The 21,662-nt window shown below is 73.3% G+C and carries 22 protein-coding genes; 14 read left to right on the top strand and 8 right to left on the bottom strand.

Annotated features, from left to right (window positions below):
• Positions 1-39: 39 nt before the first annotated feature.
• The gene (locus tag ACYVOM_RS38605; protein WP_460308582.1) at positions 40-651 is read right to left on the bottom strand and encodes a PepSY domain-containing protein; all 612 of its coding nucleotides are present in this window, start codon (positions 649-651) and stop codon (positions 40-42) included.
• 166 nt (positions 652-817) lie between these two features.
• Between ACYVOM_RS38605 and ACYVOM_RS38600 the strand changes: the two genes are divergently transcribed.
• The 3 genes from ACYVOM_RS38600 to ACYVOM_RS38590 all read left to right on the top strand — a co-directional run bounded on the left by ACYVOM_RS38600 (position 818) and on the right by ACYVOM_RS38590 (position 3,790).
• A complete protein-coding gene (locus ACYVOM_RS38600; RefSeq protein WP_460308581.1) occupies positions 818-1,495 on the top strand; it encodes a response regulator transcription factor in 678 nt (225 codons plus the stop codon).
• Between the two features lie 4 nt (positions 1,496-1,499).
• Complete coding sequence (locus ACYVOM_RS38595; protein ID WP_460308580.1) at positions 1,500-2,888, top strand: sensor histidine kinase; 1,389 nt, start codon at positions 1,500-1,502, stop codon at positions 2,886-2,888.
• A gap of 101 nt (positions 2,889-2,989) precedes the next feature.
• The gene (locus ACYVOM_RS38590; protein ID WP_460308579.1) at positions 2,990-3,790 is read left to right on the top strand and encodes an alpha/beta fold hydrolase; all 801 of its coding nucleotides are present in this window, start codon (positions 2,990-2,992) and stop codon (positions 3,788-3,790) included.
• A 91-nt stretch (positions 3,791-3,881) separates the two neighbouring features.
• Here ACYVOM_RS38590 and ACYVOM_RS38585 read toward each other — a convergent pair whose 3' ends face one another.
• Positions 3,882-4,259 carry a YidB family protein gene (locus ACYVOM_RS38585; protein ID WP_460308578.1) on the bottom strand — a complete coding sequence of 126 codons (378 nt, stop codon included), beginning with the start codon at positions 4,257-4,259 and terminating at the stop codon, positions 3,882-3,884.
• Positions 4,260-4,473: 214 nt separating this feature from the next.
• Between ACYVOM_RS38585 and ACYVOM_RS38580 the strand changes: the two genes are divergently transcribed.
• The gene (locus tag ACYVOM_RS38580) at positions 4,474-4,830 is read left to right on the top strand and encodes a hypothetical protein (protein ID WP_460308577.1); all 357 of its coding nucleotides are present in this window, start codon (positions 4,474-4,476) and stop codon (positions 4,828-4,830) included.
• Positions 4,831-4,881: 51 nt separating this feature from the next.
• Positions 4,882-6,123, top strand: coding sequence for a multidrug effflux MFS transporter (locus ACYVOM_RS38575; protein ID WP_460308576.1), 1,242 nt, complete (start codon positions 4,882-4,884; stop codon positions 6,121-6,123).
• Between the two features lie 27 nt (positions 6,124-6,150).
• On the opposite strand, the gene ACYVOM_RS38570 is transcribed toward ACYVOM_RS38575, so the two are convergent.
• Positions 6,151-6,915: an SDR family NAD(P)-dependent oxidoreductase gene (locus ACYVOM_RS38570; RefSeq protein ID WP_460308575.1), complete on the bottom strand. Its 765-nt coding sequence runs from the start codon at positions 6,913-6,915 to the stop codon at positions 6,151-6,153.
• A 227-nt stretch (positions 6,916-7,142) separates the two neighbouring features.
• On the opposite strand from ACYVOM_RS38570, the gene ACYVOM_RS38565 reads away from it, so the two are divergent.
• Positions 7,143-7,484, top strand: coding sequence for a DUF5713 family protein (locus ACYVOM_RS38565; protein WP_460308574.1), 342 nt, complete (start codon positions 7,143-7,145; stop codon positions 7,482-7,484).
• 45 nt (positions 7,485-7,529) lie between these two features.
• Here the strand turns inward: ACYVOM_RS38565 and ACYVOM_RS38560 are convergent, their stop codons facing one another.
• The 3 genes from ACYVOM_RS38560 to ACYVOM_RS38550 all read right to left on the bottom strand — a co-directional run bounded on the left by ACYVOM_RS38560 (position 7,530) and on the right by ACYVOM_RS38550 (position 11,243).
• On the bottom strand, positions 7,530-7,952 hold the full coding sequence (locus ACYVOM_RS38560; protein ID WP_460308573.1) for a VOC family protein: 423 nt from the start codon (positions 7,950-7,952) through the stop codon (positions 7,530-7,532).
• 425 nt (positions 7,953-8,377) lie between these two features.
• Positions 8,378-9,721, bottom strand: coding sequence for an APC family permease (locus ACYVOM_RS38555; protein WP_460308572.1), 1,344 nt, complete (start codon positions 9,719-9,721; stop codon positions 8,378-8,380).
• A 124-nt stretch (positions 9,722-9,845) separates the two neighbouring features.
• Positions 9,846-11,243: a CoA transferase gene (locus ACYVOM_RS38550; protein ID WP_460308571.1), complete on the bottom strand. Its 1,398-nt coding sequence runs from the start codon at positions 11,241-11,243 to the stop codon at positions 9,846-9,848.
• A 145-nt stretch (positions 11,244-11,388) separates the two neighbouring features.
• Here ACYVOM_RS38550 and ACYVOM_RS38545 point away from each other — a divergent pair, with 145 nt between their 5' ends.
• Entirely contained in the window at positions 11,389-11,937 is a 549-nt protein-coding gene (locus tag ACYVOM_RS38545; RefSeq protein ID WP_460308570.1) for a hypothetical protein, read from the top strand.
• On the opposite strand, the gene ACYVOM_RS38540 is transcribed toward ACYVOM_RS38545, so the two are convergent.
• A complete protein-coding gene (locus tag ACYVOM_RS38540; protein WP_460308569.1) occupies positions 11,888-12,832 on the bottom strand; it encodes an EamA family transporter in 945 nt (314 codons plus the stop codon). The two genes, ACYVOM_RS38545 and ACYVOM_RS38540, sit on opposite strands and share 50 nt — an antisense overlap.
• A gap of 46 nt (positions 12,833-12,878) precedes the next feature.
• Here ACYVOM_RS38540 and ACYVOM_RS38535 point away from each other — a divergent pair, with 46 nt between their 5' ends.
• Positions 12,879-13,817 (top strand): LysR substrate-binding domain-containing protein, encoded by a 939-nt coding sequence (locus tag ACYVOM_RS38535; RefSeq protein WP_460308568.1) that lies wholly within the window; start codon positions 12,879-12,881, stop codon positions 13,815-13,817.
• Between the two features lie 19 nt (positions 13,818-13,836).
• Here the strand turns inward: ACYVOM_RS38535 and ACYVOM_RS38530 are convergent, their stop codons facing one another.
• Positions 13,837-15,006 (bottom strand): PucR family transcriptional regulator, encoded by a 1,170-nt coding sequence (locus ACYVOM_RS38530; protein WP_460308567.1) that lies wholly within the window; start codon positions 15,004-15,006, stop codon positions 13,837-13,839.
• Between the two features lie 191 nt (positions 15,007-15,197).
• Here ACYVOM_RS38530 and ACYVOM_RS38525 point away from each other — a divergent pair, with 191 nt between their 5' ends.
• The 6 genes from ACYVOM_RS38525 to ACYVOM_RS38500 all read left to right on the top strand — a co-directional run bounded on the left by ACYVOM_RS38525 (position 15,198) and on the right by ACYVOM_RS38500 (position 21,651).
• Complete coding sequence (locus ACYVOM_RS38525; protein WP_460308566.1) at positions 15,198-16,043, top strand: ABC transporter ATP-binding protein; 846 nt, start codon at positions 15,198-15,200, stop codon at positions 16,041-16,043.
• Entirely contained in the window at positions 16,040-16,858 is an 819-nt protein-coding gene (locus tag ACYVOM_RS38520) for an ABC transporter ATP-binding protein (protein ID WP_460308565.1), read from the top strand. Before ACYVOM_RS38525 ends, ACYVOM_RS38520 begins: the two co-directional genes overlap by 4 nt.
• Positions 16,855-17,745: a branched-chain amino acid ABC transporter permease gene (locus ACYVOM_RS38515; protein ID WP_460308564.1), complete on the top strand. Its 891-nt coding sequence runs from the start codon at positions 16,855-16,857 to the stop codon at positions 17,743-17,745. Before ACYVOM_RS38520 ends, ACYVOM_RS38515 begins: the two co-directional genes overlap by 4 nt.
• Complete coding sequence (locus ACYVOM_RS38510; RefSeq protein ID WP_460308563.1) at positions 17,738-18,889, top strand: branched-chain amino acid ABC transporter permease; 1,152 nt, start codon at positions 17,738-17,740, stop codon at positions 18,887-18,889. The genes ACYVOM_RS38515 and ACYVOM_RS38510 overlap by 8 nt, the downstream gene beginning before the upstream one ends.
• Positions 18,886-20,148, top strand: coding sequence for an ABC transporter substrate-binding protein (locus tag ACYVOM_RS38505; protein WP_460308562.1), 1,263 nt, complete (start codon positions 18,886-18,888; stop codon positions 20,146-20,148). Before ACYVOM_RS38510 ends, ACYVOM_RS38505 begins: the two co-directional genes overlap by 4 nt.
• Positions 20,149-20,262: 114 nt before the next feature.
• Positions 20,263-21,651 (top strand): cytochrome P450, encoded by a 1,389-nt coding sequence (locus ACYVOM_RS38500; protein WP_460308561.1) that lies wholly within the window; start codon positions 20,263-20,265, stop codon positions 21,649-21,651.
• The last annotated feature ends 11 nt before the right edge of the window (positions 21,652-21,662 follow it).

Raw genomic sequence — 21,662 nt, 5'->3', positions numbered from 1 at the left:
GGCCCGGACACCCCCGCCGGGCGTCCGGGCCGGAGCGCGTCAGGAGGTGGGCGACGGGGTCGCGGTCGGCGTGTCGGCGTCGGCGGGCACCTGGAGCGTGTGCTCGTTCCCGTCGTCGGACTTGATGTCCACCTCCCATATCGGCTTGCCGCCCTCGTCGTCGAACTCGATCGACTGGAGGGTGCCGGGCTGGGTCTCGGTGGCCGTCTTGACGGCGGCGGCCGCGGTCACCTTGGCGTCGCGGATCGCGGTGGCCTCGTCGGTGTCCCCGTCGGTCTCCTGGTCCTGGGTGACCTCGCCGGATTCGGCGTCGACGGTGATCTCCCGCCACTTCTCGTCCTCGGTGAGCACGTCGATCTGCCAGGAGCGCTTCCCGCCGTCTTCCTCGAGTTCGGCGCCCGCCACCAGGCCGGGCGCCTTCTCCAGCGCCTTGTTCATGGCCTGGTCCGGTGCGACGGCCGGGGCCGCGGACTGGGTGCCGCCGGTCGGGGAAGGGGTCGCCTCGTCCGTCGGCGTGTCGGTGGGCGTCTCGGTCACCACGACGGCCGGCGCCTTCGCGGCGGAGTCGGCTGACGCCAGGGCGGCCCCCGCGGCCGCGCCCACGGCGGCGGTCGCGGTGAACGCGAGGGCGATCACGGTCTTGGCGCGCATCGGTGCTCCCTACTTCGACGGGATGTCGATCCCACGGTTCGAGCCGGATGTCGATCCGGGTTCGAGACGGATGTCGATCTAGCGCCCACGCTGCCCGGCGAGTCCTGAAGAAGCCCTGAAGGTTACTGAAGGGTGCTTCAGCCTGCTTCGGGCAAGAAGTGAGGGTATGAGGCTGCTGATCGTCGAGGACGAGCGCCGGCTCGCGCTCTCGCTGGCCCGCGGGCTGCGCGCCGAGGGCTACGCCGTCGACGTCGTCCACGACGGGCACGAGGGGCTGTTCCGGGCGGGCGAGGAGGAGTTCGACCTGATCCTCCTCGACGTCATGCTCCCGGGCCTGAACGGCTACCGGATCGCGTCGTCCCTCAGGAGGGACGGCGTGGCCACGCCGATCCTGATGCTGACCGCGAAGGACGGCGAGTACGACGAGGCCGAGGGACTGGACTGCGGGGCCGACGACTACGTGACCAAGCCGTTCTCCTACCTCGTCCTGCGCTCGCGCATCCGGGCGCTGCTGCGCCGCAGGCAGCGGACGGGCGCGCCGGTCATCGAGATCGGCGACCTGAAGGTCGACCCGGCCGCGCAGCGGGTGCACCGCGGGGCCGACGAGGTCGTGGTGACGTCGCGGGAGTTCGCCGTGCTGGAGTTCCTCGCCGCGCACGCCGAGGAGGTCGTCTCCAAGCGGCGCATCCTGGATCACGTGTGGGACTCCGCCTACGACGGCGACCCGAACGTGGTCGAGGTGCACGTCAGCGCGCTGCGCCGGAAGGTCGACGCGCCGTACGGGCGGCGGTCGATCGAGACGGTGCGCGGCTCCGGCTACCGGCTCACCGCGGGCCGGGTGTGAGGCGGTGCTCGGCTCGGTCCGCGCCCGCACGGCCTTCGCCGCGACGGCCGTGGTGGCGCTCGCGCTCGTCACCGCCGCGGTCCCGGTGGTGCTGGCGCTGCGCGCGGAACTGCTCGGCGGCGTGTCCGTCTCGGCCGAGTCGTCGGCGCAGCGGGTCGCCGCCCAGTGGACGGCCGGGGTCGCGCCGTCCGCGCTGCGGCTGCCCGAAGGCGGCCCGATCCGGGTCGTCGACCTCGACGGGCGCGTCCTCGCGCAGAGCCCCGGCCTGGTCCTCGACGGCCTGCCCACGGTCCCGCCGGGCGCCGCCGACCACGACGACGACGCCGACCCCGAGACCGGGTTCGTCACCCGGACCGCCCTGTTCGGCGGGGAACCGGCCGCCTACCGGTTCGCCGCGATCTCCGCGACCGGCCCGGACGGCGCGGCCGCCGTCGTCTACGGCGGCGCCGACCTCAGGGACGCGCGCGAGGCCGTCGCGACGGCCGTGCGCGGCCTGCTGCTCGGACTGCCTCCGGTCCTCGCGGTGACCGCCGCGGCGACCTGGCTGCTGGCCGGCCGGGCGCTGCGCCCCGTCGAGGCGATCCGGGCCAGGCTCGCCGGGATCACCGCGGCGGGCGACCTCGCCGCCCGGGTGCCGGTGCCCGCGTCCCGCGACGAGATCGCCCGCCTCGCCGCCACCACCAACCGGACCCTCGCGGCGCTGGAGCGCTCGACCGAGCGGCAGCGCAGGTTCGTCGCGGACGCCTCGCACGAACTGCGCACCCCCATCGCCTCGCTGCGCGCCCAGCTGGAGATAGCGCGCGAGCACCCCGGGCTCCTCGACCTCGACGAGACCGTCAAGGACGTCCACCGGCTCCAGCACCTCGCCTCGGACCTGCTCCTGCTGGCCCGCCTCGACGCCGCCGACGCGGGGCCGCCCCCGGTCCGGGTCTCCCTGGCCGATCTCGTCGCCGAAGTCCTCGCCGCGCGTACCGCGACCGACCGGATCCCCGTCTCCTACGAGGCGCCGGCCGAACCGTGGGCCGCCGTCCGTCCGCGCCACCTCACCCGCGCGCTGGGCAACCTCCTCGACAACGCGCAGCGCCACGCCGCCTCGCGCGTCAGCGTCACGCTCTCCGCCGGGCCCGGACCTGCTCCGCGCGCGCTCGTGTCGGTCCGCGACGACGGGCCCGGTGTCCCGCGCGAGGACCGGGAGCGGGTCTTCGCCCGCTTCGTCCGCCTCGACGACGCCCGCGCCGCCGATGAGGGCGGCGCGGGCCTGGGCCTGCCCCTGGCCCGCGAGCTCGTCGAAGCCGACGGCGGCTCGCTCGCCTGCCTCGATCCGGACGGCCCTGGCGCCCTTTTCGAGATGTCCTTCCCTGCCGTGCCGCCCGACGTCGGCCACCGAACGTGAGCACACCGATACCCGGGCAATCCGTCGTTCGGTGAGTGGATTCGACCCGGCGGAAGGCTGTGGACTTGCCTGGGCGCAACCGGATCGAAAGGTGTTCGCACATGCTGGCGTACGAGCGTCGCGGGGCGGGCGAGCCGCTCGTCCTGCTGCACGGGATCACCCACCGGCGGCAGGCCTGGCTGCCCGTGGCCGACCACCTCGCCGAGCACCGCGAGATCATCCTGGTGGACCTGCCGGGGCACGGCGAGTCGCCGTCGCTGCGCGCGGGGGCCGAGCCGCCCGGCGACCGGATGCTGGCCGACCTGCTCGATCTCTTCGACGCGCTCGGGCTGGACCGGCCGCACGTCGCGGGCAACTCGCTCGGCGGACGGCTCGCCCTGGAGCTGGCGGCCCGGGGCGCGGCGCGCAGCGCGACGGCGCTGTCGCCCGCCGGGTTCTGGCGCACCGCCGCGGAGTTCCGCTACACGGTCGCGCTGTTCCGGACCGTCATGGCGCTCGCCGGGCGGCTCGACCCGTACGCCGAGCCGCTGCTGCGCACCCGCCCCGGCCGCGCCGCGCTGTTCTCCTGGATCCTCAGCCACCCGACCTGGCTCGCGCCGGACGCGGCGCTGGGCGACTTCCGCGGGCTGCTGCGCGCCCGCCCCGAGGTGCTGGAGTTCTTCGCCGAGAGCACCCCGTTCACCGCCGCGATCCCGCGGGACGTGCCGGTGACCGTCGCGTGGTCGACCCGGGACGTCGTCCTGCCCGTCCACCAGGCGAAGGCCGCCCGGCGGCTCCTCCCGCACGCCGAACATTTGCTGCTGCGGGGCTGCGGGCACGTCCCCATGAACGACGACCCCTACCGCGTCGCGATGGCGATCCTGCGCGGGAGCCGTCCGGTCCCGGTGCGGACGGCCGCCTAGGCCCAGGCTCCCGTCCCGATCGGGACCGCGGCGGGGCACGTGGAGCGCCGAAAGCCGCCCCGGGAGGGACGGCCCTCGGTTCAGCGTGCGGTCAGTGCGGGGCGCCGGGGTCGACGGACCCGGGCGGGGTCGCCTTGTCGACGAGTCCGGGGAGCGCGTTGGCGAGGTCGTCCGCGGCCTTCTCGGGAGGCACGCCCGCGGCCTGGGCCATCTGCTGGACGGTGTCCGGGCCGAGCGCCTGCTCGACCTCCTTCCCGGTCACGGGCTCGTTGGCCCCGTCGCCGACCCAGGACTTCACCTGCTTGTCGAGACCGCCGCCGGCGAGCTGCCCGAGGAGGTCCTGGAGGCCGCCTCCGCCCTTGCCCTGCGCCCCGGCGGCCGATCCGGAGCCGAGGCCGCTGATCACGGACTTCACCATCTGCTGGACCTGCGGGTCCTGGGCGAGCTTCATCAACTGGGACAGATCCATCGAATTCCTCCCTTGACGTACTTTCACGCTAGAGAGCGATCGCTCGGGCACCGTCCAACCCGGGCCCAAGGAATGCCCAAGGACAGCCATGCCCCGCGCATGCCCGGGGCCCCCGGCCCAGGCCGACGCGCCCGGACAGCACGTGGACCAGCGGAGCACCGACCGACAATGTGAGCGCCTTGAGAGAATCCGGCCTCTCAACATGGACACAGCCATGACTGCGCTCCCCCGCCGCCCAGGGCTCCCTCGTCCTCACTGCACCGCTCAGCCCCGAGGACGAGTAACCCGCGTCATCACCCGGCAGGCCGCCCTCGTCATGGGCAGCCACCTCCAGGCCAAGGAGATGGACTCCGCGCTCAGCACCCTCGCCCTGCCCACCGCGCTCCTCAACCTCTGCCACGGCCTTGCCGCCAACACGCTGCACCAGCGGATCCAGCGGATCCAGCGGATCCAGCGGATCCAGCGGATCCAGCAGGTCACCGGCCTCGACCTGAGGTCCTACCGGGACATCGCCCGGATTACCCTGGCCTTGGACATGTTGCAGATAACCGGGGATTCGCCCTTCGGCTGACGCTTCACCCCCCGCACGTCTCTCCCTCCCTCCCCGCCGGAGTCCGCCCGCATGACCTCGCCGTCCTCACCGTCCCGGCCCGCCGAGATGCGCCCCGGCCTCCTCCTGATCCTCGCGCTCGGCTCGCTGTCCGCGCTCGGGCCGCTGTCGATGGACCTCTACCTGCCCGCGTTCCCGCAGATCGCCGAGCGGCTCGGGACGTCCGGCGACCTCGTCCAGCTGACCCTCACCACCTGCCTCATCGGGCTCGCCGCGGGTCAGCTCGTCGCCGGGCCACTCAGCGACACCTTCGGGCGCAAGCGGCCCCTGGTGATCGGGATGAGCGCCTACTTCGCGGCGACGCTCGCGTGCGCGCTGGCCCCGAGCGTCGAGATGCTCATCGGGGCGCGGCTGGTGCAGGGCCTCGGCGGCGCCGCCGGGCTGGTGATCGCCCGCGCGATCGTGCGCGACATGTTCCACGGCCTTGCCGCCGCGCGGTTCTTCAGCACGCTGATGATGGTGTCGGCGCTCGCGCCGATCATCGCGCCGGTCCTCGGCGGCGGCATCCTCCAGGTCACCGTGTGGCGCGGGGTCTTCGTGGTGCTGGCGCTGCTCGGCGCGGCCATGGTCGCCGGATGCGTCTTCGTCATCCCCGAGACCCTGCCGCGCGAGCGCAGGGTCACCGGCGGACTCGGCGCGAGCCTCCACGCGGGCTGGGGACTGCTGCGCGACCCGTCCTTCACCGGCTACATGCTCACCGGCGCCCTCGCCTTCGCCGGGGTCTTCGCCTACATCGGCGGCTCCTCCCTCGTCCTCCAGGACGGGTACGGGGCCACGCCCACCGTGTTCAGCCTCCTGTTCGCGCTCAACGCGCTCGGCCTCGCCGCGGCGGGCCAGCTCACCGGCAAGGTCCTGCTCGGCAGGTTCCGCGCCCACACCGTCCTCGGCACCGGCCTCACCGTGCTGTCCCTCAGCGGCGCCGGGCTGATCGCCGTGTCCGAGACCGGGGCGTCACTGCCCTGGGTGTCCGCCCTCCTGTTCTGCTGCACCTCGGCCATCGGCCTCATCCTCCCCACCACCACGACCCTCGCCCTCGACCGCGCGGGCTCCGCCGCCGGCACCGCCTCGGCCTTCCTCGGCGCCGCCCAGTTCGGCACCGCCGCCCTCTCCCCCGTCCTGACCGGCCTGGGCGACACCACCTCCGCCCTCCCCATGTCCCTCGCCATCCTCGTCTTCTCCCTCCTCGCCCACCTGGCCTTCACCGCCCTCCTCCGCCCCTGGCGTTCCCTCCCCGACCCCCTCCTCGCCCCCTGACCCCCGCGCCCGCCTACCGGGCGGGCCTCAGTGGGTGCTGAGGCCGCCGTCTATGAAGAGGGTCTGGCCGGTCACGTAGGAGGCGGACGGGGAGGCGAGGAAGACCGCCGCGCCGGCGAAGTCGTCCGGAACACCGTTGCGGCCGATCATCGTGCCGGCGGCGAGTTCGCGCAGGCCCTCCTCGGTGACGTGAGTGGTCAGCGGCGTGCGGACGAAGCCGGGGACCAGCGTGTTGGCGGTGACGCCGCGCGCCGACCAGGCTTCGGCCTGGGAGCGGCTCAGCGCCGTGATGCCCGCCTTGGACACGCCGTAGCCGCCGCTGTTGAGGAACGCCCGGAACGCCTGCTGCGAGCCGACGTTGAGGATTCGGCCCCAGCCGCGCGCCGCCATCGCGGGTCCGAACCGCTGCCCCAGCAGGAACGGGGCGGTCAGGTTCACGGCCATCGAGAGGTCCCAGTCGGCCTCGGTGAGCTCGTCCATGTGCGGCCTGGGGTTCACCCCTGCGGAGTTCACCAGCACGTCGACCTCCCCGAACGCCGCCACCGCCCGCTCCGCCGCGTCCTTCACCGCCGCCCGGTCCCCGAGATCGGCGCTCACCCAGGCCGCCTTGCACCCGTGCCCCGCGAGCTCCGCCACGGTGTCCCGCAGCCCCTCCTCCCCCCGAGCCACCACCACGACGGACGCCCCCGCCCTGCCCAGCGCGACCGCGATGCCCCGCCCGATCCCGGAACTTCCCCCGGTGACCAGCGCCACCTTCCCCGCGAGCCCGAACAGATCCCCCAGATACCCCATGCCACTCCCTCTCTTCTCTGTCCCCCCAATCCTCCCGCACCCACCCGCCCCCATGAGCGCTCGCCCTGAGCACTCGTTCCGTGCCCACCGCGCTCCCAAGTGCCGCGTCCCAGCGTCCACTCGTCCCGAGCGCCCGCCCCGCATCCGTCCGCGCACGGGACGGGAAGTGTCGGCGGCGGGCGGCAGGATGGCCGCGACGATCCCCGGCGCGACGAACGGAGACCGCGGTGCCCCTCGCGAACGAGCGCCTTCTCGCCCACGAGTTCCTGCCCGAAATGTACGAGGACGACTACTTCCCCGACCCACTCGTCGACAAGGGCAGGGCGATCCTGCTGCGACTGTGCGAGCGGATCGAGCGGGAGCGGCCCGCCGACCTCGCCGCGCTCTACGTCCTCACCCATGCCGCGACCGAGGAGTTCAACGCGCTCGACCACCAACCCCAGGCGGCGGACAGCGAGATCGAGACGGTGGCCCGCGAGGAGATCAGCGCGGACGTCGCCTTCATCGCCGCCGCCTACGGCTTCCCGGACGCCGACCACGAGGAACTCGTCGCGCCCCGCGACTGGTGACGCAGGCCGGCCCCGTACGAGCCCGCACCGCGCACGACCGGCTCTTCAGGGGACGGTGAGCAGGGACCACAGGTGCCCGTCGGGGTCGGCGAAGGTACCGGTGTACCCCCAGGGCAGGCGGGCCGGCTCCACCACGATGCGGGCCCCGTGGGCGCGGGCCCGCTCGATGAGCCCGTCGACGGCGGCGTCGGCGGGCAACCCGAGGTTGAAGACGCATTCGCTGCGCCCCGTCTCGGCCACCTCGTGGTCGCCGATGGCCCAGCCGAACCCGCCCGTGGGGACGAGCATCACCCGCAACCCCGCGTTGACGCCGAACTCCAGCGGTTCCGGCACCCCGTCGTCGGCGACCGCCCCGGCCGCCTCCCACCCGAACACCTCCCGATAGAAGCGATACGAAACCCCCCGATCCGCAATCGGCAGCGCCACAGTCACCGCCGCGTCCTGCAACTCCCGCACCTGCTCGCCCATCCCTACCTCCCTCACCGTTCCCAACCCCTCCATCATCCGCCGCCCCACCGACACTTCCCACCCACGAACCACCACCCAAGGCCAACCCCGACCCGAACCCCGGCCCAGTTCACAACCTGCGACCCGCGGCCCGGAAACCAGCCCGGGTCACGGCCGGCGCGGCCCGGATCTTGGCCCAGGGGTCGGGTCGGGGCCTGGGTCGCTGTCGGTCGGCAACGCTGTCCAGATCACGGCCCGGGGCCGGGCTCGGATCGGGTCCCTGATCGCGGGTCGAATCGGTGCTCGGATCGCCTGGGTCGGGAGCTGCTCCAGTGGCGGGGACGGCGGGCTGTTGCGTGGGATGGCTTCCTGCGGGTGGCGGACCGGCGGGGGCGTTGGCCGTGCTGTTCGGATCGCGGCTTCGGGGTCGGGGCTGGGGAAGGGGGTCAGCTTGGGAGGCGGGCTGAGCGGTGGCGGGTGAAGAGGTGGTTGAGGAGCCAGAGGGCTACGCCTACGGCGATGAGGATGGCGGCGCGGGCGTAGACCGCGCCGTCGCGGCCGGTGAGCGGCGAGGCGAGGACCAGGCAGACGACGGAGCCGATCGCGGGCATCCACGTGGGGGCGCGGAAGTGGGCGTGCTCGACGGGGTCGCGGCGCAGGAGGAGCACGCACACGTTCACCAGGGCGAAGACGAGCAGGAGGAGCAGGACCGTGGTGTCGGCGAGGCCGCCGACGTCGCCGGTGCTGACCAGCACGACGGCGACCGCCACCGTGAACAGGATCGCGGTCCACGGGGTGGCGCGGACCGGCGCGACCTTGCCGAGGACGGAGGGGACGATGCCTTCGCGGGCCATCCCGTAGACGAGGCGCGAGGCCATGATCATGTTGATGAGCGCGGTGTTGCCGACGGCGAGCAGCGCGATGAGCGCGAACAGCTTGGGCGGGAACGACAGCCCCGCGACCTTCACGACCTCGAGCAGCGGTCCCGTCGAGCTCTCCAGGGTCGTGGTGTCGACGAGCATGGTCGCGGTGAAGGAGACGGCCAGGTAGATGATCGCGGTGACGATCAGCCCGCCGAACAGCGCGCGGGGGAAGTCCGCCTGGGGGTTCTTGGTCTCCTCGGCGAGGTTGACGGAGTCCTCGAAGCCGAGCAGCGCGTAGAACGCCAGCGCGGTGCCGCCGAGGACGCCGAGGATCGCGCCGTTCTGCGGATGGAACTCCAGCGCCCGCGCGGGCTCCCCGTCGCCCTGGATGAGCGCCCAGATCCCGATGGCGACGATGACGAGCAGCCCGAACGCCTCGATCGCCGTCAGCAGGACGTTCACCTTGATCGACTCGGAGATCCCGAGCAGGTTGACGACCGTGACCAGCGCGAGGAACACGAGGGCCCCGACGATGACGGGCAGTGTGATGAACTCGGCGAGGTACCTCCCGCCGAACGCCCGCGCGGCGGCGCTGGCCGAGGTGACGCCGCTCATCATCACCGTGAACGCCACCATGAAGGTGACGAAGGGCAGCCCGAACGCCTTGTGCGTGTAGAGCGCCGCCCCCGACGCCTTGGGGTACTTGCCCACCAGTTCCGCGTACGCCGTGGCCGTCAGCGACGCGAGGACGAACGCGGCGAGGAACGGCACCCAGATCGCGCCGCCCACCTCCCCCGCGACCTGCCCGACGAGCGCGTAGATGCCGGCGCCGAGGATGTCCCCCACGACGAAGAGCAGCAGCACCTTCCGTCCGATGACCTTCTTGAGCTCGCCCTGCTCCGGCTGCTCGGACACCGCTCCCACCATGACCACCACCCCGTTCCGCACCCGCCTGGAAACGCTCCGTGGTTGAGATTATGCCGCCGATCCGCGCACCTGTTCGGATCGCCTGTGGAAAACCTTTCGTCGCCCCGGGGGGACGCGCTCGGCGTCAGGTCCAGGTCGGGAGGTCCGCGCCCCACGGGCGGGGCGGCGGGTAGGCGGCGGGGCCGGAGGCGTAGGTGAAGGCGGGGACGGGTGTGGTGAGCGTGCCGGATTCGGTCGCCACGGTCTGGACGGGCGCGGGGCGCGGGGAGGAGGAGCCGACGGAGTTCGCCGAGGGGCGGGCCAGCAGTTCCAGGCCCAGCCGGGCCAGGGAGACGGCGACATGCGCGCCGCCCCCTTCGAGGCGCCGGGCGGTGAGGGCCGCGGTGACGGACGCGGCGAGGAAGTGGCCCGCCGAGTGGTCCAGGGCCTGCGCGGGCAGGGCGCCGGGCGTGGTCCCGTCCGGGCTCTCGACGAGGGCTATGCCGGAGGCGGCCTGGACGATGCTGTCGAACCCGCGGCGGCCCGCCCAGGGGCCGGTCTCGCCCCACGCGCTCACGGTGCCGACGACGAGACCGGGGAAGCGGTCGAGGAGGTCGTCGGGATCGAGGCCGAAGCCGGCGAGCGCGCCCGGCCGGTAGCCGGTGACGACGGCGTCCGCCGCGGCGAGCAGGTCCTCCAGGGTCGCGCGTCCGGAGCGCGAGCGCAGGTCGAGCAGGGCGCTGCGCTTGCCGTGGCCGGTGTCGAGGTGCTGCCAGCCGATCTCCGGCAGTGCCGGGGAGTCGATCCGGAGCACGTCAGCGCCGCCGAAGGCCAGGTCGCGTGCGGCGACGGGCCCGGCGATCACCCGGGTCAGGTCGAGGACGCGCACCCCGGCGAGGGGCGGCCCGCCGTCCGTGCGCCAAGGCCGCGCCGAGCCCTCGGCGCGCGTGCGGACGCGGATGAGCGGCGTGTCCTTGAGCGCCCTCGCCTGCGGGTGCTCGCGCCACTCCTCCGGCGTGCGCACCGCGACGACGATCGCGCCTTCTCCCACCGCCTTGTCCTCCAGTTCGTGCGCACCGCGTTCGGCGATCAGCCTTGCGACGTCGTCCTTGGTGGCGCCTTCCGCGGCCCCGAGGAGCGCGCGGAGGGCCCGCTCGTGGTGGGGGTAGTTGCCGTGGGTGCGGACCCAGCCGTCGGCCGTGCGCCAGAAGCCCGAGAAGGGCGACCAGACGTCCGGTCTCCGTCCGTCGACGAGCAGGTGCCGGTCGCTCTGGAACGACGCGGCCACCCGGTCGCCATCCAGGGCGACGGGCTCCGCACGAACGGTTCCGGTTCCGTCCCCGGCCCTGTGGGCGAGGGCGAGGTTCAGTGCCAGCGCGCTGAGGGCGACGCTGTCGCAGGCGAGTTCGGCGACCGCGAGCCGGGAGGGCAGGTCCGGCGCGGGGTCCGGGGCCGCCACCGCGCCGAGGATCTCCTCGTCCAGCCCGAGGTCCAGCCAGGCCCGCCGCCCGAACCGTCCGACGCCCGTCTCCGCGTTCTTCATCAAGTCCCGCCCTTCCCGCTTGCGATGGTTCCAGTGAACGCCCTGGCCGGGGGTCGTGTCACCGGCCAATGCCCGGTAAGTGGCCTCCCGGGGCCGCGGCGAAAACCGGATGACCCGCATGGCCCCGCTGTCCTACCGTCGGAGGATGGACGTGACCTTCCGCCGGACGGGCGAGCGCAGGTACGCGGTGGTGGCAGAGCCTCCAGGGCTGCCCGCGCAGAAGATGGATCCGGCGCCCGGTTATGACGACCGGATTCCCCATGACGCCGTGCACTACCTCATCGAGGCGGAGCTCGGCCTGGTCGGCGGGCTCTACGGGCGGATCGCGCGCGGCGGCGGGGGGATGCCCGCCGCCGTCCAGGACGGCGAGGACGCCAGGGCGCGCCGCCGGGCGATCCGCAGGCGCAAGCGCAAGGAGTCGGCGCTGCGCGCCGAAGACCACGCGAGCGGCGGCGAGATGGGCTTGTCCGAGGAACTCGCGGACGCGGTCGACCTGGCCTGGCGCAGATCGCGCGGCGCGCGCCGCCCCGAGTGGGCCGCGCCCCGCGGGATCGACCCGGAGGTCGAGGCGCTGGTGCGCCGGGTCCTGCCGGCCCTCGACGCCTTCGCCGAGCGCTGGGCGGCGCTGCCGGTGGGCGGCTCGGTCACGTTCCGCTGGCCGGCGACGCGTCCCGAACCGGCTCGGGCGCGGTGACGGGCGGGGCCGTCGGGCGCGGGGCCCTGCCGACGAGGAAGAGCCCGAGCAGCACGACGGCGGAGGCCGCGACGACGGTCGGGGTCACCGGTTCGCCGAGGACGACGGCTGCGGCGGCGATCCCGAAGACGGGCACGAGAAGGCTGTAGGGCGCCACCGTCGCCACCCCGTGGTCGGCCAGGAGCCTGTTCCACAGGCCGAAGCCAAGGATGGTGGAGGCGTAGGCGATGAAGGCGACCGCCAGCACCGCCGCGATGGACAGGTGCGTGAGCGCGCGCACGGTGGCGTCCCAGCCTTCGGTAGCCGCGGAGAGACCGAAGAGCGGCAGCGGCGGCACGAGGCTGGAGTAGGCGAGCAGGGAGAGCGGGCGGCGCTCTCCGCCGCGGCGGACGATCACGTTGGCGCAGGCCCACGACAGCGCGGCGCAGAGGGTCAGGAGCAGGCCCGCCAAGGCGGCGTGCTCACCGCGGTGGACGGCGAGCAGCGCGATCCCGGCCGAGGCGATCGCCACCCCTGCGGCCTGGACCGGACGGACGCGCTCGCCGAGCACCGTCGCGGCCAGGAGCACCGAGAACAGCGCCTGCGCCTGGAGGACGAGGGAGGCCAGTCCGGCGGGCATCCCGTGGGCCATCGCGGTGAACAGCAGCCCGAACTTCGCGACGCCGAGGACGACGCCGTAGGCGATCACATGCCGCGCGGCGGAGGTGGGCCGGGGGACGAGGAAGACAAGCGGGAGCGCGCTCGCGAGGAACCTGAGCGCGGTGAGCAGGAGCGGGGGGACCTCGCGGAGACCGAGGTCGATCACCACGAAGTTGACGCCCCAGATGGCGGCGACGAGGACGGCGAGGGCGCGATGGCGAGGGGACACGGCGTCCAGCCTGCCCAGCATCGACATTTCAGGACAAGTTAAATAATCTTCAGTGACTTTGTAGCATGCCTTCATGGAACTCGACGCCCGGCGCCTTCGTGTGCTGCACACCGTCGCCGTCCGGGGCGGGGTGACCGCCGCCGCCGACACCTTGTGCGTCTCGCCTTCGGCGGTCAGCCAGCAGCTCGCCCTTCTGGAGCGGGAGGCCGGCTGCGACCTCGTGGAGCGGGCCGGCCGCGGGATCGCCCTCACCCCGGCGGGTCGGGCCCTCGCCTCCGCGGCCGAAGAGGTCCTGCACGCCCTCGACCGGGCGGAGGCCGCCGTGGCGGCGGCGCGCAGGGGGATCAGCGGAACCGTCCGCGTAGGCGCCTTCCCGAGTGCGGCCCGCGCCCTGGTCGGGCCCGCCGTGGCGCGTGCGCTGCGCCGCCATCCCGACCTCGACGTGCGCGTCAGCGAGGGAGAGGACGGCAGGTCCCTCGCCGACCTGAGGCTCGCCTCCCTCGACGTGGTCATCGCGCAGGAGTACGACCACGTACCCGTGACCTTCCCTGCGGGGCTCGTAAGGCACGCGCTTCTGCGCGACCCCCTTCACCTCTGCGTACCGGCGTCGGGTCCGTTCGCGGAGGCGTCGTCGCTGGGGGACCTGCGTGACGCCCCGTGGATCGCGGCGGCCCCCGGCACCCCGTGCGGGGACTCCACCCGGCAGGCCTGCCACGACGCGGGCTTCTCCCCCGACGTACGGCACACCGTCATGGACTTCGCCTTGGCGCTCGACCTGGTGGCCGAGGGCCTCGGGGTCGCGGCCATCCCGCGGCTCGGCCTGCGCGACCTGCCCGACGGGGTCGCCACCGCACCCGTCGCCCACGCCCGGACCCTCTACGCGGTGGTCCGAGAGCCGGGAATCGGCCCCGTCCGCCCGTCCGTCGCCGCGTTCCTCGACGAACTGGTCCACTCCCTGCCGACGTCCGCGCCGGCGTCCGCAGGCGGAGTCCGCGCCAGGAGCGGGGCGTAACCGGGGGCGGCGGCCGTCGTCAGGTGGCGGCGAGGCGGTGGGCGTCGAGGGCGAGGGCGAGTTCCACGACGTCGCGCGGGCGGTCGGGCGAGCGGCCGGTGAGGGCCTCGATGCGGCGCAGGCGGTTGAAGACCGTGTTGCGGTGGCAGTACAGGACCGCCGCGGTCCGCGTCACCGACCCGTCGCAGTCCAGCAGGGACGCGAGGGTGTGCAGCAGGGTGTCGCGTTCGGGCGCCTCCAGGGCGAGGACGGGGCCGAGCACCGCGCCGACCAGCCGCTGCGCGAGGTCGGGGCGGCTGACGGCGAGCGCGGCGGGCAGCCTGTCGTCGAGCCTGACGACCTCGGACTCCCGGCAGGTGCGCAGGGCCGTCATGGCGAGCCTGCGGCCTTCGGAGAGGTCAAGGAGCCCCGCGAGGGGCGGGCTCACCCCCGCCGGCCCCGGCGGGGCGAGCGCGGTGAGGGCTTCGCCGGGATCTTCGCCGTTCAGCCAGACGACGAGGATGTCGCCGTCCATGCGGGACCTGCGGAGCACGCGCAGGCCGTCGAGCGCGGCGGGCGGGCAGGTGGGCGAGGTGGCTTCGGGACGACAGGCGACGACCAGGTAGCCGCCGTACTGCGGCACGCCGAGGGCGCCGGCGGCCTCGCGCACGACGTCGGTGTCGGCCCTGCCCTCCAGCAGCGCGTCGAGCAGCGCCTCGGCGCGCTCCGCGCTGCGCCTGCTCAGTTCGGCCTCGCGGCGGCGGTAGGCGGTGACCGCGGCGATCGCCTGCCGGTCCACCCCCTGCCAGATCCGCCCTGCCGAGTGCAGGAAGTCGACCGCGGCGTCCGGGTGCTCGCGGGCTATCACCTCGGCCATGGTGTCCCAGGTGATCTGGGTGGCGAGCCGGTAGCCGCGCAGCATCGAGTCGAGCGGCACGCCCTGCTCGGCGCGGCGGGCCGCGGTGGCCGACGCGACGGCGACGTCGCGCCGCTCGGTGCGCTCCTGGTAGATCGCGGCGACGCCGGCGGCGAAGCTCCGCTCCATGTCGCCGCGGAGGTCGGCCTCGGGGAGCACCCGGTAGGCGTCCTCGTCGACCCGCAGGGCGGCGAGGAGTTTCCCGGCCATGTCGGGGACCCGGTCCATCAGCCGGGCGGCGACGCGCCGCATGAGCACTGCGCTGTCCTGGTCCGTCTTCGAGGCACCCGGCAAGGCACCACCCCCACAAGCGAGCGGTTTGAACGTCAAACGCACGTTATCGGATGAATGTGCGTTTGCACACACTTCATCGTTCGTAACGCGCGGCGCCTTGTGCAGCCGCCACCACTTTCGCCCCCGCTCTGGACGCCCGGCCGCGCCGCCCGTTTGTGTGAGCCATCGCACATCCACCGGGAGGACACCGAATGGACGCAGCAGCCAAGCTGCCGCCCGACCGCACCGGAGCACCACCCCACGGTGCCCCCGGCCTGCGCGTCCACGACCTGGAGGTCGCCTACGGGCGGGTCCAGTCCCTGCGCGGGGTCTCGCTGGAGGCGCCGCAGGGCTCGGTCGTCGCCGTGCTCGGCGCGAACGGAGCGGGCAAGACCACTCTGCTGCGGGCCGTCTCCGGCACGCTGCGCTACCACAAGGGCGCGGTCACCGCGGGCTCCGTCGAGTTCGCGGGCGCCCCGCTGACCGGAATGGACGCCGCCGCCGTCGTCGCCCGCGGCGTCACCCAGGCGCCCGAGGGCCGCCGGATCTTCGGCCGGATGACCGTCGCCGAGAACCTCCGCGCAGGCGCCCTCGGCGGGGCAGGACGCAAGGCGACGGCCGAAGCGCGCGCACGGGTACTCGACCTCTTCCCCGTCCTGGCGGAGCGCGCCGGACAGCGCGCAGGGCTGCTGTCGGGAGGCGAGCAGCAGATGCTCGCCATCGGACGCGCCCTCATGGCACGGCCGTCCCTCCTGCTGCTGGACGAGCCGACCCTCGGCCTCGCCCCGCTCATGCAGCAGAAGATCGCCGCGACCATCACCGAGATCAACGCCCAGGGCACCACGGTCCTGCTCGTCGAGCAGAACGCCGCCACCGCCCTCGCCCTCTCCTCGCACGCCTACGTGCTGGAGGTCGGCGAGGTGGCGATGAGCGGCCCCTCCGGCGAACTCGCCGCCAGCGACGAGGTGCGCCGCCGCTACCTGGGCGAAGGCGACGCGGAGGAGACCGACGACTCCGCGTCCGCGCCCAGGCCCGTTCTGACGAGGTGGGCCGGATGAAGGCCCTCGAGACGACCACCCCGCGCCTCGAGGTCGAGAACGTCACCGTCCGGTTCGCCGGGCTCGTCGCCCTCGACGCCGTCAGCTTCACCGTCGAGCCCGGCACGATCCACGCGGTCATCGGGCCCAACGGCGCGGGCAAGTCCACCTGCTTCAACGTCCTGTCGGGCGTCTACCGGGCCACGTCCGGCAGCGTCAGGTTCGGCGACGCGGAGCTGACGCGGCTGCCCACGCACAGGATCGCGAGCCTGGGCGTGGCCCGCACGTTCCAGAACATCGCGCTGTCCCAGCACCTGCCCGTCGCGGCCAACCTGATGCTCGGAAGGCACCGGCTCACCCGGGCCGGGTTCGTCTCGGCCGGGCTGCGGCTGCCGCACGCGCGCCGCGAACGGGCCGCACACGCCGCACGGGTCGCGGAGATCGCGGCCTTCACCGGGATCGCCGACAGGCTGCACGAGCCCGTCGGGCTGCTGCCGTACGGCGTGCAGAAGCGCGTCGAGCTGGCCCGCGCCTTGTGCATGGAACCCAAGCTGCTGCTGCTCGACGAGCCCGTAGCGGGCATGAACGGCGGCGAACGCGTCGAGATGACCCGGCTCATCTCGGCGATCCGGGAGGACCTGGGCATCTCCCTCCTCCTGGTCGAGCACGACATGGGCATGGTCATGCGGCTCGCCGACGCCGTCACCGTCCTGGACTTCGGAAAGCGGATCGCCGACGGCGCCCCCGCCGACGTCCAGCGCGACCCCGAGGTCATCCGCGCCTACCTCGGCGCGGCGGCCGACGACCCCGCCCCGCGCAAGGAGGAAACGGCGTGACCCACTTCGCCGAACTGCTGCTGACCGGGATCTCGATGGGCTCGGTCTACGCGCTCATCGCCCTCGGCTTCGTCATCATCTTCAAGGCGAGCGAGGTCGTGAACTTCGCGCACGCCTCGCTGCTGCTCGTCGGCGGCTACCTGATCGCCGAGCTGCACTCCGTGATCGGCTTCTGGCCGGCGCTGCTGGCCGGGGCGGCGGGCGCCGCGCTCACCGCCGCGTTCGTGGAGTTCGTGATCATCCGCAGGTCGCGCGCCGCCAACCACAGCGTGCTCGCGATCGTGACCATCGGCGTCGACATCATCCTCGCCACCGAGCTGACCCGCCGGATCGGCACCGAGGTCATGGCCATGGGCGACCCGTGGGGCGACGCGGTGGTCCACTTCGGCGAGGTGTCCATCCCCGAGACGCGCCTCGTCGCGCTGATCGTCGCCGGATGCCTCATCGGGACGTTCCTGCTCGCCTTCAAGTACACCGGCTGGGGCGTGGCCATGCGGGCCGCGGCCGAGGACCACGAGGCGGCCGCGCTCATGGGCGTGCGGCTCGGCCGGGTCTCGCTCGGCGCCTGGGCCGTCGCCGGCGCGCTCGCCGCCGTCGCCGCGCTCTTCCTCACCGTGTTCCCGACCCCCGGCCTCGACCGGACGACCGGGCTCATCGCGCTGAAGGCCTTCCCCGCGGCGATCCTCGGCGGCCTCGACTCCACCACCGGGGCGCTCGTCGGCGGCCTGATGATCGGCGTCACCGAGGCGCTGATGAGCGGCTACCAGGGCGAGATGGGCTCGTTCGGCCGCGGCCTGGGCGACGTCGTGCCGTTCCTCGTGATGATCGTCGTCCTGCTGATCCGCCCGGCGGGCCTGTTCGGAACGAGGGAGCTGACCCGTGTCTGAGACCCGCAACGCCCGCTTCGTCCGCCTCGCCCTCTGGGCCGCGGTCGGCGTCGCGGCGATCCTCATCCCGTTCTACCTCGAGGCGTTCTGGCTGATGGCGGGCCTGTTCGCCATGTCCGCGGCGGTCGGCGCGATCGGCCTCAACCTGCTCACCGGCGCGACCGGCCAGCTGTCCATGGGCCACGCGTTCTTCCTCGCGGTCGGCGCCTACACCTACGTCTACCTGTCGTCCGAGTCCGACGGCCACCTCGCGGGCCTCGGCCTGCCGACGGGCGTCGCCGCGGTCGGCGCGATCTGCGCGGCAGGCGTCGCGGGCGGGCTGTTCAGCCCGATCTCCGCGAGGCTCAAGGGCGCCTACCTCGGCATCGCCACGTTCGCGCTGATCTTCCTCGGCCAGTACCTGATGCACAACGCCGAGGCAGTCACCGGCGGCTACAACGGGCGCGCCGTTCCCCCGCTCGACCTGTTCGGGTTCTCGTTCGGCGACACGCCCGAACTCATCATCGGCGGCGTGCCCTTCGGGTCCCTGGAGCGGCTCTGGTACCTCGCCGTCATCGTCCTGGTCCTCGCGGCCTGGTTCGCCAAGGGCGTCCTGACGGGCAGGCCCGGCCTCGCCATGAACACCATTCGCGACCACGAGACCGCCGCGGGCGTCATGGGCGTGCCCGTCTCGCGGTACCGGGCCGGGGTGTTCGTCTTGTCGTCGATGTACGCGGGACTCGCCGGCGTCCTGCTCGCCCTGGTCTTCCAGCGGACGGTCCCGGACTACTTCGGCATCGTCCTCGCCCTCGACTACCTGGCCATGATCGTCATCGGCGGGCTCGGGTCCGTCGGCGGCGCGGTGCTCGGCGCCTTCCTGGTCAGCCTCCTGCCCCAGCTGCTCACCCGGTACAGCGACGCCCTGCCCCTCGTCGCCGCGCCGGGCACGAGCGGCGGCTACTCGCCCTCGGAGGCCGCGCGCGTCCTCTACGGGGCCGTCGTGGTCGCCGTCGTCCTGTTCCTGCCCGCGGGACTGCTGGGGCTCGCCCAGCGCGTCCGCCGGCGCCTGCCGGGCGCCCTCCGCTCCACCCCTGTGTCTTCTCCCACCCCCTCCACCTCTGTGTCTCCTCCCACCCCCTCCACCCCTACAAGGAGTGCTCAGTGAGCAGATTCCGTCTCCGCGCCGGCGTCGCCGGCCTAGCGATCCTCGCGCTGGCCGCGACCTCCTGTGCCAGCGGCAAGTCCGTGGACGGCGCGGATTCCGTCGGCGCCGACGGCGTCAAGCTCGGCCCCGGCGTCACCGAGGACACGATCAGCCTCGGCGTGATCACCGACCTCACCGGACCGTACTCGCCGCTCGGCAAGAGCCTCGGCCAGGCCGCGCAGATGTACTTCGACGAGGTCAACGCCGCAGGCGGCATCTGCGACCGGAAGGTCGAGACGCTCGTCCGCGACATGGGCTACGACGTGCAGAAGAGCGTCGCGGCCTACACCGAACTGGAGCCGAAGGTCGCCGCGCTGCCGCAGTTCATCGGCTCGGCGACGGTCGGCGCGGTCCGCGACAAGCTCGCCGCGAGCGGCCCGCTGACCCTGGCGCTCGCCTGGGCGCCGAGCATGCTCGGCGCGGACTCGATCCAGATCACCGGCACCACCTACGCCATCGACGTCGTCAACGGCGTGGACTTCCTGGTCAAGGAGAAGGGCCTCAAGGCCGGAGACAAGATCGGCCACGTCTACGTCGAGGGCGACTACGGCGACGACTCCCTGGCCGGGTCGAAGTACGCGGCCGAGAAACTCGGCATGACGGTCGTCGAGCAGAAGGTCAAGGCGACCGACGCCGACATGAGCTCGCAGGTGTCGACGATGGAGGAGGCCGGGGTCAAGGCCGTCATCCTGTCGATCGCGCCCAAGCAGACCGCGTCCTTCGCGGGCGTCGCGGCGGCCACCGGGCTCAAGGTCCCGATGCTCGGCAGCAACTCGGCGTTCGCGCCCGCGCTGCTGGCGACCCCGGCGGCCCCGGCGCTGCTCGGCGACTTCTACGTGCTGCAGGCCACCAGCCCGCTCAGCGCCGACCTGCCGATCATGAAGAAGATCATCGAGAACTACAAGGCCAAGTACCCCGACGACGCGCTCGACAACGGCGTCATGGCCGGTTACACGTCCTCGATCATCATCGCCGACGCGCTCAAGCTCGCCTGCGAGAACAAGGACCTGAGCCGCGCGGGCATCATCTCCGCGCACCGCTCCCAGAACGCCTGGGACGGCGGCTCCGGCGTCAAGTACGACTTCACCGACCCCTCGCAGCCCCCGTCCCGCGCGACCTTCGTCCTGAAGGCCGACAAGGAGGCCGTCGGCGGTCTGAAGATCTTCAAGGAGGGCGCGGTCTCCGACCTCGCCTCGACCTACCCGGTCACTGCGGGCTGATCCGCCCGCTCCCGTGAAGGCCGGTCCCCCGCGGGGGGACCGGCCTTCCGCGTAGAACGGGACGGGAGGGGAAGGGGATATCACGGGGTTCATCCACTTTCTAGGGGGCGCGTGATGGTGGTGATCCAGGAGCGCACGCGGGCCGACGGGGTGGCCCGGGTGTCGCGCGGCGACGGGGCGCTGATCTGCGCGGGCGTGCTGGCGCCGCTGGTCGCGCGGGGGCTGCTGGCGCGATGGCCGCTCATGGTGGATCTCGGGGATCTCGTGGACGCCGACCGGATCTCGGCGCGGCTCCTGCGGAGCCTGCGCGCCAAGTACGGGAAGGGCCGGGTGCTCCTGGTGCGGCTGCCCGGACGGAGGCTGGCCCTCGTCCTGGACGGCGAGGGCGTCCGCCGGGTCCTGGAAGGCGAGCCCGAGCCTTTCGCGGTCGCGAACCTGGAGAAGAGGCACGCCGTAGGGCGGTTCCAGCCCAAGGGGGTGCTCGTCTCGTCGGGGCCCGAGCGCCGGACACGCCGCGTGTTCAACGAAGAGGTGCTCGACACGGGCCGCGGGCTGCCCCGGCAGGCCGAGACGTTCGCGCGGGTGGCCCGCGAGGAGGCCGCGGTGCTCCTGGAGTTCGCCGAGAACCGCGGAGAGCTGCGCTGGGACGAGATGGCCGTCTCCTGGGCGCGGGTACTGCGCCGGATCGTCCTCGGCGACGGGGCCCGCGACGACCACGCCGTCACGGACACCCTGTTCAGGCTGCGCCGCGAAGCGAACCTGGCGTTCGCACCGCGCAGCGAACGGACGTACAAGGAGTTCAAGGGAAGGCTCGAAGGGCATCTGCGCCGTGCGGAGGAAGGCAGTCTCGCCGCCATCGTCGCGCGCACTCCGCACGACCCGGAGGCCGCGCCCTACGACCAGGTCCCCCAATGGCTGTTCGCCTTCGACTCGGCCGGGCTCGTGATCTTCCGGGCCCTCGCCCTGCTCACCTCGCACCCCGTGCACGAGGCCCGCGCGCGCACGGCGATCGCGAACGACCCGGTCGCCTTGGGGTACGTCCGGGCGTGCGTCCTTGAGTCGGTGCGGCTGTGGCCGACCACCCCGGCGATCCTTCGCGACACCACCCGCGACGTCGCCTGGGGCACGGACCTCCTGCCCGCCGGAACCGGCGTGCTCCTGCCCGCGGCGTTCACCCAGCGCGACCCCGAGGCCCTCCCCTACGCCGACGCCTTCACGCCCGACGTGTGGCTCGACGGGGCTGCCGAGGCGGACTGGTCGGTGGTGCCGTTCAGCGGCGGCCCCGCGGCCTGCCCGGGCCGCGACCTGGTCATGCTCGCCTCCGCCGTCTTCCTTGCCGCGCTGCTGGCCGGCCACCGCTTCCGGCAGACCGGCGGGCGACGGATGCGGCCTGAGGCGCCCCTGCCGGGGAGCCTGAGCCCTTACCGGCTGAGGTTCTCCGTCAGTGGGCTCGGCGTCGGTGAACTCGCCATCGATGGGCTCGGAGACGTCAGCGCGCGCTGAGAGGAGGCGCA

It is taken from the genome of Actinocorallia aurea (assembly GCF_054783995.1).
Note: the sequence above shows the minus strand (reverse complement) of the source record. Positions and strands in the feature narration are given on the sequence as shown.

Coding starts and splice junctions, on each gene's coding strand:
- ACYVOM_RS38605 (WP_460308582.1), bottom strand. CDS start 651: ATGCGCGCCAAGACCGTGATCGCCCTCGCGTTCACCGCGACCGCCGCC.
- ACYVOM_RS38600 (WP_460308581.1), top strand. CDS start 818: ATGAGGCTGCTGATCGTCGAGGACGAGCGCCGGCTCGCGCTCTCGCTG.
- ACYVOM_RS38590 (WP_460308579.1), top strand. CDS start 2,990: ATGCTGGCGTACGAGCGTCGCGGGGCGGGCGAGCCGCTCGTCCTGCTG.
- ACYVOM_RS38585 (WP_460308578.1), bottom strand. CDS start 4,259: ATGGATCTGTCCCAGTTGATGAAGCTCGCCCAGGACCCGCAGGTCCAG.
- ACYVOM_RS38580 (WP_460308577.1), top strand. CDS start 4,474: ATGACTGCGCTCCCCCGCCGCCCAGGGCTCCCTCGTCCTCACTGCACC.
- ACYVOM_RS38575 (WP_460308576.1), top strand. CDS start 4,882: ATGACCTCGCCGTCCTCACCGTCCCGGCCCGCCGAGATGCGCCCCGGC.
- ACYVOM_RS38570 (WP_460308575.1), bottom strand. CDS start 6,915: ATGGGGTATCTGGGGGATCTGTTCGGGCTCGCGGGGAAGGTGGCGCTG.
- ACYVOM_RS38560 (WP_460308573.1), bottom strand. CDS start 7,952: ATGGGCGAGCAGGTGCGGGAGTTGCAGGACGCGGCGGTGACTGTGGCG.
- ACYVOM_RS38555 (WP_460308572.1), bottom strand. CDS start 9,721: ATGGTGGGAGCGGTGTCCGAGCAGCCGGAGCAGGGCGAGCTCAAGAAG.
- ACYVOM_RS38550 (WP_460308571.1), bottom strand. CDS start 11,243: ATGAAGAACGCGGAGACGGGCGTCGGACGGTTCGGGCGGCGGGCCTGG.
- ACYVOM_RS38545 (WP_460308570.1), top strand. CDS start 11,389: ATGGACGTGACCTTCCGCCGGACGGGCGAGCGCAGGTACGCGGTGGTG.
- ACYVOM_RS38540 (WP_460308569.1), bottom strand. CDS start 12,832: ATGTCGATGCTGGGCAGGCTGGACGCCGTGTCCCCTCGCCATCGCGCC.
- ACYVOM_RS38535 (WP_460308568.1), top strand. CDS start 12,879: ATGGAACTCGACGCCCGGCGCCTTCGTGTGCTGCACACCGTCGCCGTC.
- ACYVOM_RS38525 (WP_460308566.1), top strand. CDS start 15,198: ATGGACGCAGCAGCCAAGCTGCCGCCCGACCGCACCGGAGCACCACCC.
- ACYVOM_RS38520 (WP_460308565.1), top strand. CDS start 16,040: ATGAAGGCCCTCGAGACGACCACCCCGCGCCTCGAGGTCGAGAACGTC.
- ACYVOM_RS38500 (WP_460308561.1), top strand. CDS start 20,263: ATGGTGGTGATCCAGGAGCGCACGCGGGCCGACGGGGTGGCCCGGGTG.